The sequence below is a fragment of the Arsenophonus sp. PmNCSU2021_1 genome (genome assembly GCF_036919435.1).
GTDB lineage: Bacteria > Pseudomonadota > Gammaproteobacteria > Enterobacterales > Enterobacteriaceae > Arsenophonus > Arsenophonus nilaparvatae.
The window spans coordinates 764,427-780,467 of the sequence record NZ_JAZHPL010000006.1 but is presented as its reverse complement, the minus strand read 5'-3'; the positions used below and the strand labels follow the sequence as shown (position 1 = coordinate 780,467).

14 protein-coding genes and 1 pseudogene are annotated in these 16,041 nt (G+C 34.7%); all 15 read right to left on the bottom strand.

From position 1 onward, the window contains the following. Nucleotides 1-38: 38 nt before the first annotated feature. Nucleotides 39-746: a PHP domain-containing protein gene (locus tag V3224_RS16975; protein ID WP_032116123.1), complete on the bottom strand. Its 708-nt coding sequence runs from the start codon at nucleotides 744-746 to the stop codon at nucleotides 39-41. A 12-nt stretch (nucleotides 747-758) separates the two neighbouring features. Continuing rightward, the gene (locus V3224_RS16970) at nucleotides 759-1,904 is read right to left on the bottom strand and encodes a carboxylate--amine ligase (protein ID WP_334471930.1); all 1,146 of its coding nucleotides are present in this window, start codon (nucleotides 1,902-1,904) and stop codon (nucleotides 759-761) included. Between the two features lie 28 nt (nucleotides 1,905-1,932). Beyond that, nucleotides 1,933-3,201, bottom strand: a complete 1,269-nt coding sequence (locus V3224_RS16965; protein ID WP_334471928.1) for a lipopolysaccharide biosynthesis protein — start codon at nucleotides 3,199-3,201, stop codon at nucleotides 1,933-1,935. Next, nucleotides 3,198-4,289 carry a DegT/DnrJ/EryC1/StrS family aminotransferase gene (locus tag V3224_RS16960; protein WP_334471926.1) on the bottom strand — a complete coding sequence of 364 codons (1,092 nt, stop codon included), beginning with the start codon at nucleotides 4,287-4,289 and terminating at the stop codon, nucleotides 3,198-3,200. The genes V3224_RS16965 and V3224_RS16960 overlap by 4 nt, the downstream gene beginning before the upstream one ends. A gap of 35 nt (nucleotides 4,290-4,324) precedes the next feature. Beyond that, entirely contained in the window at nucleotides 4,325-4,906 is a 582-nt protein-coding gene (locus V3224_RS16955; RefSeq protein WP_334471924.1) for an acyltransferase, read from the bottom strand. A gap of 17 nt (nucleotides 4,907-4,923) precedes the next feature. Continuing rightward, nucleotides 4,924-5,874 carry a Gfo/Idh/MocA family oxidoreductase gene (locus tag V3224_RS16950; RefSeq protein ID WP_334471922.1) on the bottom strand — a complete coding sequence of 317 codons (951 nt, stop codon included), beginning with the start codon at nucleotides 5,872-5,874 and terminating at the stop codon, nucleotides 4,924-4,926. 38 nt (nucleotides 5,875-5,912) lie between these two features. Further along, the gene (locus tag V3224_RS16945) at nucleotides 5,913-7,223 is read right to left on the bottom strand and encodes a nucleotide sugar dehydrogenase (protein ID WP_334471920.1); all 1,311 of its coding nucleotides are present in this window, start codon (nucleotides 7,221-7,223) and stop codon (nucleotides 5,913-5,915) included. Between the two features lie 889 nt (nucleotides 7,224-8,112). After that, nucleotides 8,113-9,978 (bottom strand): glycoside hydrolase family 3 protein, encoded by a 1,866-nt coding sequence (locus tag V3224_RS16940; RefSeq protein WP_334471918.1) that lies wholly within the window; start codon nucleotides 9,976-9,978, stop codon nucleotides 8,113-8,115. 150 nt (nucleotides 9,979-10,128) lie between these two features. Then, nucleotides 10,129-11,001 (bottom strand): annotated as a pseudogene (locus tag V3224_RS16935) (ABC transporter ATP-binding protein). Then, the gene (locus V3224_RS16930) at nucleotides 11,001-12,047 is read right to left on the bottom strand and encodes a FecCD family ABC transporter permease (RefSeq protein ID WP_334471916.1); all 1,047 of its coding nucleotides are present in this window, start codon (nucleotides 12,045-12,047) and stop codon (nucleotides 11,001-11,003) included. Before V3224_RS16930 ends, V3224_RS16935 begins: the two are co-directional and overlap by 1 nt. Nucleotides 12,048-12,050: 3 nt before the next feature. Beyond that, on the bottom strand, nucleotides 12,051-13,055 hold the full coding sequence (locus V3224_RS16925; protein WP_334471914.1) for a FecCD family ABC transporter permease: 1,005 nt from the start codon (nucleotides 13,053-13,055) through the stop codon (nucleotides 12,051-12,053). After that, nucleotides 13,042-13,641 (bottom strand): ABC transporter substrate-binding protein, encoded by a 600-nt coding sequence (locus V3224_RS16920; protein ID WP_334471912.1) that lies wholly within the window; start codon nucleotides 13,639-13,641, stop codon nucleotides 13,042-13,044. Before V3224_RS16920 ends, V3224_RS16925 begins: the two co-directional genes overlap by 14 nt. Nucleotides 13,642-13,778: 137 nt before the next feature. Further along, nucleotides 13,779-14,228, bottom strand: a complete 450-nt coding sequence (locus tag V3224_RS16915; protein ID WP_334471910.1) for a hypothetical protein — start codon at nucleotides 14,226-14,228, stop codon at nucleotides 13,779-13,781. A gap of 192 nt (nucleotides 14,229-14,420) precedes the next feature. Then, the gene (locus V3224_RS16910) at nucleotides 14,421-14,879 is read right to left on the bottom strand and encodes a TonB-dependent receptor domain-containing protein (RefSeq protein ID WP_334471908.1); all 459 of its coding nucleotides are present in this window, start codon (nucleotides 14,877-14,879) and stop codon (nucleotides 14,421-14,423) included. Between the two features lie 215 nt (nucleotides 14,880-15,094). Beyond that, entirely contained in the window at nucleotides 15,095-15,934 is an 840-nt protein-coding gene (locus tag V3224_RS16905) for an HpcH/HpaI aldolase/citrate lyase family protein (RefSeq protein ID WP_334471906.1), read from the bottom strand. Nucleotides 15,935-16,041: the final 107 nt, after the last annotated feature.

The window sequence follows — 16,041 nt, the reverse complement described above, 5'->3', positions numbered from 1 at the left end:
CTACCCATATAATATGTAATTATTCATATTAAAAATAATCAAATCACTTTAAATAATCTAACTGTAATAAGTTGTTTAATAATTCTCTTCATTACACTATAAAAAAGTCTAAAATTTCTATGTTTTACTGATTTAATAAGTTGGGAATAAATTATTTCAAAATTGTAAGTTTTATAATTAGTTATTTGATTAACTTTTGATTTAAGAAGGGATTCTTTAAAACTAGCGCATTTTTCAAATTCAATAATAGAATTTTTTAAACTCATTTCAGTATGAGCATCTGAAGCAAAATATACAAATTTATTATATTTTTTTGCTAGCTCAGCTGCTTTATGATTCTTAATATCATCTATTCTTGAATTAAAAATCTCTATTAAATCAGAATATTTTGCAATTTTGTCAATGTTTATATGACCGACATAAGGGTGTGGGAAAAGTATCAATCCATTCTGTTTTTTTACCTCTGAAACAAAATTATCAAAATTCATATCTGTAATTTCAAAATCAATATCAAGCGCAATAACATCGCCGTATTCTGTCTTATACTCTGCTGCAATAATAATTTCTAATTCTATTTTATTTTTTTTTACATACTCTTTAAGTTCTAAAGAACCATTTATAGTATCATGATCTGTTAATACTAAAAAATTCAAGTCATTTTTTAAAGCAAAATTTATAATTTGTTTCATTGACAAAATGGAGTCATATGAATAATAAGAATGAAAGTGTATTAGTCCTCTATACATTTTTTCTCCTCATTAATTTTTTTTTACAACTTGCTTTATAAAACTAAAAACTAAATCCAATGAAGGAAGAATATCTGTAAACCAAATATTACTTCTGACTTTTAAATTTAATGTATCTTTTAATATTGAAGGAATAGCTTTAGTATTATCAATGGCATGTAAAAAATCACCATTTAACGGCCAGTGATATCTAAATGGATATTTATAATTATTACTATATTCTATTTCATTTCCTAAATAAATATCGATGAGGGCTTTAGGAAAATTTACATTCGCCTCTAGAGATAAATCTGTTGATCCCCAAAATTTAGGATTTATTTCCATTAAAATAGGAATATTTGCAGCATTTAGTTTAAACTCTACCATTGCTACACCATGCCATTTTAATGTATCTAATAATAACTTACCATATTTTTCTACAAGATCATTTTTGTAACTTTCAGCACAGACACTTGCACCACCACTTACAGGATATTCTCTAATTCTTTTATGCTGAAAAGTCAAACAACATTTACCTCTATTGTATACAGCAAAAAAAGCACAACCAGATCCCGCTATATATTCCTGAAGCATCGGCAATCCATCAGCTTCAGAAATATTATTTTTTTTACATAGATGTTTATACTTTATATTTAATTGTTCTTCATTAAATACATAATCAACGATATTACCGCCAACTTCGTATAATCCTTTTATTACACAAGGATAACTAATCTCTTTTTTTAAAGAATCTAACTGATCAAAATTTTTTGGATAAACAGTTTTAGGAATTGGCACTCCAACATGACTCGCTAAAGCATAAGTTGCTACTTTACTGAACGCTAAGTTTAAAGTTGCACTATCAACTGTGACAATTTCAATATTATTTTTTTTTAATTCACGTTTCCAAGGTACTATTTTTTTAAATGAATCTGTGCCAACTAAAATTAGTAATTCAATGTTAAATTCATTAAGTTTCGATATAATTTCTTTCTGGGTATAATTTTTATCTACAATAATTTCCTGTCTACAATATCTAGATAAACCACATAATGACCATTTTTTATCACTAATAACATAAGGTTGAATACCAAGTTTTCCTAAAGCCCGAATAATACCCAATGAATGTTTATATTGAGAATTAGTTACTGCTATTCTTAATTCTTTATATTTATCCATGTGTAGACTCAAATTTTAAAATAATATTTCATAAAACTTTCAATTTTCCCTTAGCCATATATCTCAGTAAAAAACCATATAAAATGTAAATAATAGTTATAATCATAGAATATCTTACTAAAAATACTTCAAATAACTCATTGTGGGAAATATAAATAATAGCCAAACTTGTTATTAACAATACAATATTAAATAACAAATATATATTCTGTTTTTCCATTACAGTATCAATTGGACTTACCGTCGATACAACAAATCTTATAAAAAATAAAGGACAAATCAATTTTGCATAATAGCCAGCCACTCTCCACTCTTCACCAAATACAAAAATAAATAATGGCTCTACTGTCAGATAAATAAAAACAAATAGTGGCATTCCTATAATTAGCAATTTCTTAACTGCACTATTAAATGATTTTATTGCTAAACCTGTTTTTTGTTTTTCTTGACTCGCTTGTTGAAAAAAAACCTGCCCTATCGAACTACCCATTAATGTTGAAGGAATTCCAAGTACACGTTGCACAAGAGAATAAAAACCTAAAGTAATTATATTAAATAAAGACGAAATTAAAATACTAATTAAATGCTGAGATAAGTTATTAAATAGAATCGCTAAAACTGAATATTTTGGAAATGTTATATAACGCTTGGCAAAAAAAATTATTTTATTTTTTGATATTTTTGCTACTAGCTTTTTATCCTTCAAAATGTTTACCAATAACTTAGTATTGGCAAAAAAATTTGAAATTATCTGACCCGAAATTAATCCACTAGCGCCTGTTTTTACTAATCCAATACTCAATTGTATTACAGCTAAGAATATAGATTTGATAATAACCGCATTTTTTAAGTCTTTATAGTTTTTTCTTCGATTATTAAAATAATTTAATAAATTAAATAGTCCTATGAAAAATACAGATAACGGCACAAAATATAACCAGAAACCTATCTCTTCATTATCTAGCAATTCAGTGAAATAATCATTGAACCCAATTGCCAGCAACATAAAAAATAACGATAGCACACAATTTATAATAAAACCTAAGGCAAATATATTTATCGCATCTTCATCTTTTTCAGGTAACATGATTGCCAGTTCATATCTGGCATTAGCAATACTCCCTAAAATAGCTATTATTGAAATAAAAAGTGCCAATACACCAAAGTCTTTTGGGGTATAAATTCTTGTTAGCAAAGGGCTTATTGCTATTGGTATTGCCTGTGCAATAGTTGTACCTGTCATTAAAGTTACTACATTGCGGGCAAATTCAGTTTGTGGCACTATTTTTCTGATCACAAAAAGAGCCCTTTTAACACCTGAATTATTTTATCCTGTGTACTTTCTGTCAAATATGGATGCATCGGTAAGCTGATTACTTTTTCTGCTATCGCATCACCAACAGATAATTCTACTGAATTATCTGCAACAGCAGGTTGTTTATTTAAAGGGATGGGATAATGAACTGCTGTAGGTATGCCTGCTGTTTTTAATTGAGTTTGTATTAACTCGCGGTTTTCCACTTGAATAGTATATTGTGCATAAGCACTGGTATTATATGTTTCAATATACGGAGTCGTTGTTATACCTGCTTGATTTAACATAAAATCATAGCGTTTAGCGACTTGCTGGCGCAGTTGTATTTCTTCGGCAAAAATTTCTAACTTTGTTAATAATATCGCCGCTTGCAAAGTATCCAAACGACTATTAACACCAACCCGGATATGATGATAACGGCGATCCTGACCATGTCGCGCAATCTGTCTTATTACTAATGCTAATTGTTCATCATTAGTAAAAATTGCGCCACCATCACCATAGCAACCAAGCGGTTTACTTGGGAAAAAGCTGGTACAAGCAATTGTCGTTAAATTACATGAATAGTTGCCTTTATAGGTCGCGCCAAAACTTTGTGCGGCATCTTCGATAACAGGAATATTATATTTGCTGGCAATCGTGTTAATCGCATCAAAATCTGCACATTGACCATAAAGTGATACCGGAATAATCGCTTTTGTTCTTGCCGTGATAGCGGCTTCAAGTTTTTGCGGATCTAAATTATAAGTTTTAGGGCATACATCAACATATACTGGTCTAGCGCCTAACAGTGCCACTGTTTCAGCGGTTGCTATATATGTAAATCCTGGAGTAATTACTTCATCACCAGGACCAATACCAAAAGTCATTTGAGCAATCTGTAACGCATCAGTACCATTGGCCACACTGATGCAATATTTGGAGCCAACATAGTCTGCAAGTTTTTCTTCTAATTCGATGACTTCTGGTCCAAGAATATATTTACCATGAGATAATACGCGTTGAATAGCCAGATTGATTTTATTTTTAATACGCGCTTGTTGGGTGTTCAAGTCAATAAATTGCATCATTTTTCTATTATCGCTTTTAATTTTTACTATCTGGTTTATGCTTTCACACGCTCAACTTTATTGTCTCTTAAGCGATATTTATTGCCAGTATGGGGACAAATTGTTTCCGCATCTCCATTCAATGGCAGTTCCAATTGCTCGCCAAATTCACTCATCCAACCAATCTGCTTAGCTGGTACACCAACCATTAACGCATAGTCAGACACATCTTTATTCACTACTGCTCCTCCACCAATAAATGCAAATTTTCCAATGGTTATCCCACAAACAATAGTGCAATTAGCCCCTAAGGTAGCGCCTTTTTTAATGAGTGTATTCTGATATTGATCTTTACGCTCAATCAGCGAGCGAGGATTATAGACATTGGTAAACACCATGCTAGGCCCACAAAATACGCCTTCTTCAAGGATGACATTATCATAAACAGATACATTATTTTGAATTTTACAATAATTTCCAATGATAACTCTATTACCAACAAAAACGTTTTGCCCTAATGAAACATTTTCTCCGATAACCGCTCCACCACAGACATGCACAAAATGCCATACTCGAGTTCCATTACCGATTTGCGCTCCTTCGTCAATAATAGCGCTGGGATGCTGATAATAGCTCATGATATTTACCATAATGATTATTTAATTAATTTAGGCAGAAAAGGATGACCTTCTTTCGCTTTAGCCACAGTAGGTGATGCAGATCTTATCGTATCTACTGTTTCAATACAGTGGCGCGCATCATTCAAACCATAGCCACGTCCTGCTAATATCTCTTGATAACTAGTGGTATGCAAATCAGTAAACCCTTTAGAAAACTCAATTTCCTCATCATCAATCGTAATTGAGCGATAAGTTGTTTGTTTGCCTTTAACTGCTTCAGGTAAATCTTTAGCATCTATAGATAAGAACCAACGAACTCGCGCTTTTTCATATTCGAGATAACCCGCTGCTTTTTGCTCATCGGTGTAATGCAATTCATTTTTTTCTAACTTACCAAATATAAAATGGAGCATATCAAAGAAATGTACTCCAATATTGGTTGCAACCCCAAATGATTTGCGGGGATCACCTTTCCAACTTTCCATATACCATTTGCCGCGGGAAGTAATATAAGTTAGAACAACATCATATTTATCGGCTCTGTTATTGTGAGCCACTTTTTCTTTTAGTGCTAAAATTGCCTGATGATGTCGCAATTGCAGAATATTATAAACTTTTTTACCCGTCTCTTTTTCAACTAAAGCCAGTTCATCCAACTGCTCAAGTGTTGGAACTAAGGGTTTCTCACAAATAACATCACAACCAAGACGCAAACCGGCTGTTATATGGGAAAGGTGTAAATAGTTTGGCGAACATATCGCTACATAGTCTAATTTTGTAGCTGAGTTACGCTGTAAACGATGGGCATAATCATAAAAACGCTCAAATTCAGTAAAAAACTCGCTTTGTGGAGATATACTATCAATAATTCCAACCGAGTCATTGATGTCATAAGCAACAGTTAATTCATTATTAGTTTCTGTAATTGCTTTCATATGACGAGGCGCGATATAGCCTGCTGCGCCAATTAAAACAAATTTTTTCATAATATTTAATCCATTAACTTAAAATTAATATAGTGATATTACGCTTTAACTATATTTTTTGCGGGTTCTCGATAAATCCCACGAGTATCAATGAGTAACTTTGCATGAATTTTAATAAGTGGATAGTCAAATTTATCATGATCAGTTGTTAAGACAAGAGCATCAAATGAATCGATACTTTCCGCTGTAAGGTCTTCACTGGTTAAATCGAAATGATGCTCGCGCATATGAGGAAATTTTGGCACATGAGGATCGCTATAAGAAACGATAGCACCTTTTTGTTGAATAATCTCCATTAATTCCACTGCTGGGGACTCTCTCATGTCATCAACATTTTTCTTATAAGCAATACCTAATAATAATATTCTACTACCTTTTAATGCCTTACCTTGTTTATTTAGGCCATCAATCAATTTATTCAACACATATTCAGGCATAGCTCGGTTAATTTCACCTGATAATTCTATGAATCGAGTATTAACACCATATTCTCGTGCTTTCCAGGTTAAATAGAATGGATCGATAGGAATGCAATGTCCACCTAATCCAGGCCCTGGATAATAGGGTGTAAATCCAAATGGTTTTGTTGCTGCAGCTTGGATAACTTCAAAAATATCAATATCCATTTTATCTGCCACGATTTTCATTTCATTAACCAAACCAATATTAACGGCACGATGAATATTTTCCAATAACTTAGTCATCTCAGCAGCTTTCATTGAGCTCACTGGTACTACCTTATCTATTGCTTGACCGTAAATTGATTGACCAATTTTCAGACATGCTTCAGTACATCCACCAATTACTTTAGGGATCGTTCTGGTTTCAAAATTAGGATTACCCGGATCTTCACGTTCAGGAGAATAGACAAGAAATATATCTTTTCCAACTTTAAAACCTTTTTCTTCAATTCTTGGTAATAATTCTTCTTCAGTTGTACCTGGATAAGTTGTACTTTCCAAAGATAATAACTGTCCTTTACGTAAGAAAGGTTGAATTTTCTCCATTGTATTAACAATAAAGCTAATGTCAGGTTCTCGATATTTATTTAATGGGGTAGGGACACAAAGAATAATAACGTCACATTCAGTAATATAAGAAAAATCCGTTGTAGCTTTAAAGTTATGTTGTATAGCAGAATGAATTCTTTCTGAAGAAATATGTTCGATATAACTTTCACCGTTATTTAGTTGAGTTACTTTAGTATTATCAATATCGAACCCGATTGCTTTATAACCAATTTCATTGTATCTAAGCATTAAAGGTAAACCAACATAGCCAAGGCCTACAATGGCAATAATGGCGGATAAATTATCAATTTTTTTTTCTAAATTACTAACTGTTGACATGTCTAATCCTAAAACTTTTATTTGTAAGTAAAATCTTAAATAATATTTATATATAAATATAAACTACAAACATTTGTTCATAGTTTTAACAGTTATTTAATAAATGTTTTTTAGCAACGATACATCAATGTAATTAATCATACTAATGTGCTTAAACATCAGCAGATGATTCCAATTGAATATCACTAAGCATTAATAAATATGCCCATTAGCAAAATTGCAATATCCATAGCCACAAGATCGCAAACACATTGACACTCATTCAATAGAAAATTATTTTGCATAATTAGCAATTAAGTATTTTTTATTGAATAACATAGTTGGCTTTCATGTCGTTTATCATTTTTTTATTGGCACTTCAAAAATAGTCAATAACTGAACTATAATCAGCAAACTCTTATCGAATAAATAATAATTCAAGATTACTAAGATTCTGTATAAAAATAATTACTTATTAAAAAATTTACTTTTCATAAATAATACAAATAATTATTTATGAAAAGTCATCTAAAATAAATAACATTATACATACAAAACAACTACAACTACAACTACAACTAACGTAATTATTAAAATAGAGTATTAATAGCGGTATCAAAAAGACACGCTACCGCCCCAGGCTTAATAGCTAGCTCTACATAACTAAGAATGATAAAATTTGCGCGGATTATAAATCTTTTACATTCAAACAACAATATTCGTACGATAAATGTTGTTACAAAAAATATATAATTTTGATAAAAATAAAAAAATACTTAACTATTATACAGATAAACTTTACTCAAAAAATTTTTATTTTTGAGATAATAGTCAGATTTTATAAAAAATATAAAAAACAATAAGTTGGCTTAATATTAAACAATTCTATAAAATATCTTAACTAATAATTTCATTTATAACCCAAACCATATCCATAAGGATAGAGGATGCGGTCTAAATCGGGTGTTTTGATATCAACCGGCAATTTACCGGTCGGTGAATTCATTAAGCTCTTATCGGGGGTGAGAAATAGGGTTCTTAGTCCGCTACCTATGTTAGCTTCTAAATTATTTCTATTATTATCAGTCGCATCAAAACCGGTAATGCCATAAATGGCAATATTGGCTTTCACGCCTTGCAAATAAGCAATATCATAAGGATTGCTGGTCGATATGACCACCACTGGGATAGCATTACGATTGGCAACGTTGAGTATCCGCTGGGCATTAATGGGCGCTTTTTTTAGATTATAGGTGGCTAGAATAATAAGATCTGTATGTTGAATTTCTGCAGTTAATTGATTTTCCGATCTATCATCCGCCATCATTGTAACTACATCATCTTGGGTAGTAATAGCAATATTTAACTCATTCGCTATCGTCTGTAAATGCTTTTTAATTAATTGATTGCGGGCTTTTTCATCTGAAAAAATAACAATTTTATTATCATTTTTTAATTGAAACGGCAGTAGGTTACTGTTTTTTATTAGTGTGATCGCATTGTCAGCCACCATATTCTCAATATCTTTATCTATTTTTGCTGCAACAATTTGTTGCGCTTGCTGGGCAGACTTATCTTCTGCTGAAATTCTATTTTTTAACTTGCTAAGTACAACCCGATAAGCTGATTCGTCAATCCGACGTTTTAATTCAGCATCGTTTTCCGCTTCAGTTTTTAGATAGTGATAGAGCTGTTCTAGTTTAGTAATATCCTCAATATCGCGAATTTTTAATGGCATTAAAATAATGTCATTGCCGGCCAATATTGCCTGTTTAACTGCCCAACGACTATCAAAGTTATTGGCAATAGCCCCCATATCCATCGCATCGGTGATAACTAAACCGCGAAAATTAAGGTTATTACGTAATAACCCAGTCAAGATTGGCTTAGAAAGCGTTGCTGGCACACCGGTTAGTCGATTATCTATGGTAGTCAGTTTATGATTATCTAATGCAGGCATCACGATATGGGCTGTGATGATTGCATCTGCATTTCGCATGGTATGCATGAATGGGAGTAACTCAAATTTGCGCCATTGTTGCTGATTAATATTAATTGTTGGCAAGGATAAATGGCTATCAGCAGTCACGTTTCCATGACCGGGAAAATGTTTAATTGCTTTTAAAACACTATATCGATGAATTCCTTGAATATAACTGTTGGCCATTTCAACCACCAGCTGTGGCCTGTCTGAATAAGAACGTACACCAATGATAGGATTAGCTTGGTTATTATTGATATCAACCACTGGCGCAAAATTAAAATTAAAGCCTAAATGGGTAAGTTCATAACCATGGATCATGCCAACCAATTCACTCAGCTGTTTAGAACGCGTTGCACCTAATGCCATATTACCTGACATCTCAGTACCATCTCGTAATCGCGTGACATAGCCATCTTCCTGGTCAACGCTAATAAATAATGGTAAGTTGCTGCGAGCCTGTTGCAGCGCATTAATCAGGTTTACGGTTTGTGGCGAATCGATTAAATTATCTCTAAATAAGATCACCGAACCTAAATGATAATGGTGAATAATATTGGCGATTACTAGATTGAGTTTGGTCATCGCCATAGCATTTTTTTTTGCGTCAATCCCCCAATGACGAAACCCCAACATTAACATTTGCCCCAGTTTTTCTTCAAAACTCATGTGACTAACTAGTTGTTTAGCTTCTTCCTTTGGTGATTGCCATAGATCAGCCAATTGTTGATGGGTAATCACTTTCGCAGAACAAAAAAAACTTAACATACACAATGATAAAGCCATTTTATTCATTTTTATTCCTACATTGATCCGCCAATAAACCGTTAGTCACCCAATGTTAAATATTTGGGGTAAAATATACTGATGCTAACACGCTTCTCTAAGCAGCATATATTTTAACAAAAAAACCTCACTTTAATACTAAGTAAGGTTTTTTATTTTTCATGCCATATTCTCTGATTTTTTTATTTTCAATCCTAAAATATAAAAAATATTCTGTCGATTATTTATTTTATATTTTGGAATAATTAATGGTTTACCCGATTCAGGATCTGAAATAATACGGCATGGCAAACCAAATACATTTTTAATATTCTGTTCAGTAATAATTTTTTCAGGTTTTCCTTAAGCATAGATTTGCCCCTCTTTCATCATAATTAGACGCGAGGCATAACGTAAAGCCAGGTTAATGTCATGCAGCACCAACACTAACGTTTTCCCTTGCTGATGCAAACATTGACAAAGATCAAGCATTTCAATTTGATGGGCTATATCTAAATAGGTTGTTGGTTCATCTAATAAAATGATGGGCGTTTGTTGAGCAAGTGTCATCGCAAACCAGACTCGCTGACGCTGACCGCCTGATAATTCACTGACTAATTTTTGCGCCATAGGCCAAAGATCTACCGCCTTTAGTGCATCATGTACCGCCCGTTCATCTTCTGCTGACCACTGTAATAAAAAAGATTGATAAGGATAACGTCCGCGTGAAACAAGTTCATAGATAGTCAATGGTTCAGTGATAACAGCGCCTTGTGCTAATAATGAGAGCTGCCGAGCAACCCATTTAGGTTTAGCATGGAAAACATCATTACCATCTAAACGAATTTCACCAGACTGCGGCTGCATAATACGACTAAAGGTTTTTAATAAGGTTGATTTACCACAGCCGTTAGGTCCGATAATGACACTAAATTCGTTATCATAAATAGCTATATTTACATCTTTAATAATGCTTTTTTTGCCATATCCAACAGAGACATCATGGGCTGTCAGCCGTGAAGCAACAAAGGGAGAATGAGTAGATGAAACCATTAGCCTATTCTCCTAAATTCCATATACAATAAGTACATTAAATAAATCCCACCAATGACTGCCGTGACTAAACCTACCGTTAAACGCCCAGGCGTGGGCAATATTAGAGTAATAAAATCAGCACTCAACATTAATAAAGCGCCAACTAGCATAGAACAAAATAGTGCTACACCTTTATGCAAAATGAGTCGCCGGGCAATTTGCGGTGCCGCTAGCGCAACAAAAGCAACCGGCCCAACAACCAATACTGATAGGGTGGCAAAAATAATCGCTAATAATATGCTGATAATTTGCACCAACCGAACAGGAACACCAAGTGTAATAGCGATATCATTACCTAAACTGATATAGTTCAACTGCTTACCCAACCAAAACAGAATTGGCATAAAAACCAATATACTACTGATCAGCACAACATCCTGCCAACCCCGATTAGCCAAACTGCCACTTAACAGTGACCGAATTTGTTGCGCCTGCTCAATACGCGTATTCGAAATAGCAAAATCAACTAACGCCATACATAAAGCAGCTACAGCAATACCTGAGAGCACAATTTTAGCCGTCTGTATTTCGCCATTTACGGCGCCATTAGCAACATAAACCAATAATACCGCAACAACAGCCCCTATTAACGCTCCAACAGGAATAGGTAAAACACCAGGCCAGAATAGTAACGCCACCATAATGCCAACCGCTGCTCCGGCATTAATACCAATAATATCTGGACTACCTAATGCATTACGCGTAGTGATCTGAAAAAGTGCGCCTGAAAGCGCCAGCGTCATACCCGCACCGATGGCAACTAATGCTCTAGGTAAACGGATCTGTAATAGAATAAATTGCTGATAACGGGTGTTCATCTCTAACCAAGGGTTATCTATCCCTTCCCGTCCAAACGCTAAAATTAGATATAAAAATAAAACTAACAAAAGAAATAAGAATAATATTCTACTGGACGTCTGCCATGAAGGAGCAATAAATCGTATATTTCCTATGCCAAATGTTTTAGTGCCCGTTTGATTAGCTGACAATTCGATCTGCATCATACTTTATTCTGCCATCCTGCTATCAGTTGGTTTTTTGGCTACCCAATAAAGCAAAGGCGCACCAACTACCGCGGTAATAGTACCAACCATTACTTCTTCTGGCGCAATGACTAGTCGTGCTATCACATCAGATATTAATAACAAACATGAGCCGGCTAACATGCTATAAGGCAATAACCAACGAAAATCACTACCTATCCAGGCTCGCATTAAATGTGGCGCCACTAAACCTATAAAAGCAATCGGCCCAGCCATTGCGGTTGCAACAGCCGCCAGCATGCTAACACTTAATAGCGACAATAGACGGGTACGCGCGACATTACCCCCCAGAGAATGCACAATGCCGTCACCAAAGACCATAATATTTAATGCGGCACTCAGTGAAAATGTTAAGATAATAGCCACTAATAAATAAGGAATTAACCAACCAGCCTCTGTTAACGATACTGCATTTAAAGCGCCCATGATCCAAAAACGATAACTATCCATCGCTTGTGGGTTGATTAGAACAATGGCTTGCACTACCGCCAATAAACAAGCATTGATAGCGACGCCGGTTAAAATTAGCCTTACCGGGTTAGTATTAAGGCGACTACCACTCATAAAATAAAACAGTAAAGTGGATAAACTAGCGCCAACAAAAGCTGCCCAAAAATGAGAGACATTAGTTAGTACTGGCACTAAAGAGCAAAAAACCACCGCCGCTGCTGCACCGGCATTGATGCCTAATAAACCAGGATCGCCAAGCGGATTACCCAGCAATCCTTGCGTCACTGCGCCTGCTAACGCTGCCCCCGCCATTAATCCAATAAAGGTACGGGACTCTCGTGCCTCAATGATTAAATCATAATAATTAACTTGACTATTAAACCAATAATGTTGCCAAACTGCTGATAACGGTACGGGTTTTGAACCAAAACTTAAACTAGCCAGAATACAAAGGCAGGTTAATAGCAACATTAATATTAATCCCAACACCCGGGAAATAAGCCGCTTAGGATTTATCATGCTTGGCTAACTCCTGCTGCAGTAATGACATAAATTTTGGTAATCCCCAACGTAAACTGAGTAGCGAGCCATACGACATAGACATGACTAGCGCTTGATCCGTTAATGGAATATAAACACCCTGACGAACTGCCCGTATCGATTGAAATAGCGGCTGAGATTCGGTTTGTTGTCGCTCTTTTTCACTGTTATACCAGGTCAACAAAATATCAGCATCATTCAGTAAATCAGCATTTTCCAAACCAATGTTGACAGCAAAACTACCAAAAGGAGCCGTGACGGTTTTTGCCAATGGCAATAATGACAAACCAATATGAACCAATGTATCTACCCGTGGATCATTTTTTATATAAATGGATAAACTATTCGCTGTCGTCCCAGCCTTAATATAAGCAAATTGATAGTTTTGTATATTAGGGATACGATGACCAGCTGCGACTAGCATCGCATCAAGTTCAGCGCTCAATTTTTTTCCCTGCGGTTGTTTATCTAATGCATTAGCAATTAATTTAATTTGCTGTTGCGGTGTTGTCTGCCAGGGTTTATCTGGATATGCCACCAACGGAGCAAAATAAGATAACGCCACGAGTTTCGCACCAATAAAAAAACGCTCTATTTTTAAGTTTAATTCAGTATAATATATAAATAGAAAAAATCTCATAAATTAAAAATAACTTATTGTAATTTAAGTAAATTTATACGTCTTAGCAAGTTACAGATTAATTATTGTTCTGAAGCCATTTCTAGAATTTTATATGCCCGTGCGAAACTCGTGAACGCATTAAAATCCGCTTGGGTGATACCTGATTGGGTTGCCAGAATTAAATCAGGTTTTAATTTAATAATTTTTTCTATATCCAATTCTGGATACATTTCAATGATAACCGGTAACCTGGCGCCACGCCGTTCAATTTCTTCCTTAAACCAGGGTAAATACCCTTGTATATCGCCACCCCAATAATGTGACTCAATCGCAATAGGCACGATCCCAAGGGCTAATAAGATATCCTCACTACCGCTTCCCAATGCTACAATCCGTCGCGGTGATTGGTCAATTTCCGCTTTGCCAAGTGCGGTAATGATAGTTTTAGGATAACCGATAGTCTCTGACGCTAAATTGCTTACTACTGGCGGTCTATCACAAGCTGTTAATAAAATTATCATTAATACCAATGGTACTGTGAACCCCATTTTATAAAATATTAATCGTTGTCGCAGCAGTACCATTATTAATAACCTTTAAATCTATTATTTAATTAAAACTGATAATTGAGTGTTGCTTCAATATTACGAGGGGCACCATAGTAATATTGTTTGTAATCATCTAATTGCGTGTAATAAGTTTTATCAAACAGATTATTCAAATTAACTGTTAGCGAAAGCGCTGGTGTTAAATTGATAACGCCCCTTCAAGTTAACAACAGCAAAGCTTGCCTGTTCAGCTTTAACCGGTTTCTTACGCGGCCCATCGAGCAGCTGCCAAGTCTGATCTTGCCAGTTAACGCCACCACTAATCGTTAGATTGTTCATCACTCCTGGCAAAGTATAAGTTGAAAACAGTTTAAATAATCTATTTGGCGTTTCTCTATTGATACATTTACCATCCGAATCTACACCTCGGAACTGGGTATAACCGGCATAAATTTTCCAATCATCGGTGATCTGACCGCTGACTTCAACTTCAAAACCTCGGGTTTTAATACCATCAATAGCATAATAAACCCTAGCGCCATCCGGACGTGGCGGAGCATTGTTATCTAATTGGGTAAAGTTATTCTGCCGGATCTCAAATAGTGCTAATGAATAATCGACACCATTATCCATCGCAATACCCTTAATTCCTAGCTCAAAATTTCCCCCATTGACGGGTTAATGGTTGAAACAGTCAGACTGGAATCTAAAGTTAGCGCATTGTTACGCCGTGCTATTTATTGATGGCTTAGTAAAAAACAATAATGTCAAACAGCTCGCATACTTGACGTACAATATTGACGATATGTGAGTGATCCTTGTCTATTCTATCTTTTCAGTAATTATTTTTATTTAAATTTTCTGTCACTTTTTCCCAGTAGACGTGAAGCCTGCTTTATCAATGGTAAATCGACCATAACTCCTTCTACCTGAAAAGCGTAATTATCTTTCGATTGCTCAATAACCTTATTGGCCCATTGTTTTTGCTCCTCACTTGGCGAGAACACTTTAGCTACAATAGAAACTTGTTTTGGATGAATACATAATTTCGCACCAAAACCTAATGATTGAGCGTGTTGTGCATCAACAGACAAAGTATCGGATGAAAAAAAATCAGGGGTAACACAATCAATTGGAGCTGAAAGGTTAGCAACACGTGAGGCTACAACAATTTGGCTCCGTGCGTAAAGAAATGCATCCGACGTTTGCTGACAATTTATATCCAGGGAATAATCCAGAGAGCCAAATGCTATTCTTGTAATACCACTTGTAGCAATAGCGTAAGAGCAGTGTACTCCTCGGGCTGTTTCGATGATGCCAATAAATGGGAGTTCTGTCAGTTTATCTGTTAAATGATTTTTTATTCTATCTATCGTATCGCCAGATTCCATTTTGGGCACCATAATACCTGTTATCGAAGCCCCCACTAATGAATTTAGCATTTTTACATCGTGAATAAAGTCAACACATTCTGGATGGTTAATCCTGATATAAATTTTCGTTGTAATCGAATCCCCATTCACAGCAGTAAACCAACTCACAATATTCTCACGCCCATGAGTTTTTTCTGCAGGGTGAACAGAGTCTTCTAGGTCAATAATTATTGCGTCGGCTCCGCATTCAAGAGCTTTAGAAAATAACTCCTTTTTATTTGCAGGGACAAAAAGATATGTGACATCTTCCTTCATAAAAACCACCTAATTTGTTGATAATAAATTAATTTTATCCATTTTGCAAACTGGTCACGATAATAGACAATACGAATGATAATGATATTTATTATCATTTACATGAA

What these genes read in the sequence shown, in the direction of transcription:
- V3224_RS16975 (WP_032116123.1), bottom strand. Translation starts at nt 746, where the DNA reads ATGTATAGAGGACTAATACACTTTCATTCTTATTATTCATATGACTCC.
- V3224_RS16970 (WP_334471930.1), bottom strand. Translation starts at nt 1,904, where the DNA reads ATGGATAAATATAAAGAATTAAGAATAGCAGTAACTAATTCTCAATAT.
- V3224_RS16960 (WP_334471926.1), bottom strand. Translation starts at nt 4,289, where the DNA reads ATGATGCAATTTATTGACTTGAACACCCAACAAGCGCGTATTAAAAAT.
- V3224_RS16955 (WP_334471924.1), bottom strand. Translation starts at nt 4,906, where the DNA reads ATGAGCTATTATCAGCATCCCAGCGCTATTATTGACGAAGGAGCGCAA.
- V3224_RS16950 (WP_334471922.1), bottom strand. Translation starts at nt 5,874, where the DNA reads ATGAAAAAATTTGTTTTAATTGGCGCAGCAGGCTATATCGCGCCTCGT.
- V3224_RS16945 (WP_334471920.1), bottom strand. Translation starts at nt 7,223, where the DNA reads ATGTCAACAGTTAGTAATTTAGAAAAAAAAATTGATAATTTATCCGCC.
- V3224_RS16940 (WP_334471918.1), bottom strand. Translation starts at nt 9,978, where the DNA reads ATGAATAAAATGGCTTTATCATTGTGTATGTTAAGTTTTTTTTGTTCT.
- V3224_RS16930 (WP_334471916.1), bottom strand. Translation starts at nt 12,047, where the DNA reads ATGATGCAGATCGAATTGTCAGCTAATCAAACGGGCACTAAAACATTT.
- V3224_RS16925 (WP_334471914.1), bottom strand. Translation starts at nt 13,055, where the DNA reads ATGATAAATCCTAAGCGGCTTATTTCCCGGGTGTTGGGATTAATATTA.
- V3224_RS16910 (WP_334471908.1), bottom strand. Translation starts at nt 14,879, where the DNA reads ATGGATAATGGTGTCGATTATTCATTAGCACTATTTGAGATCCGGCAG.
- V3224_RS16905 (WP_334471906.1), bottom strand. Translation starts at nt 15,934, where the DNA reads ATGAAGGAAGATGTCACATATCTTTTTGTCCCTGCAAATAAAAAGGAG.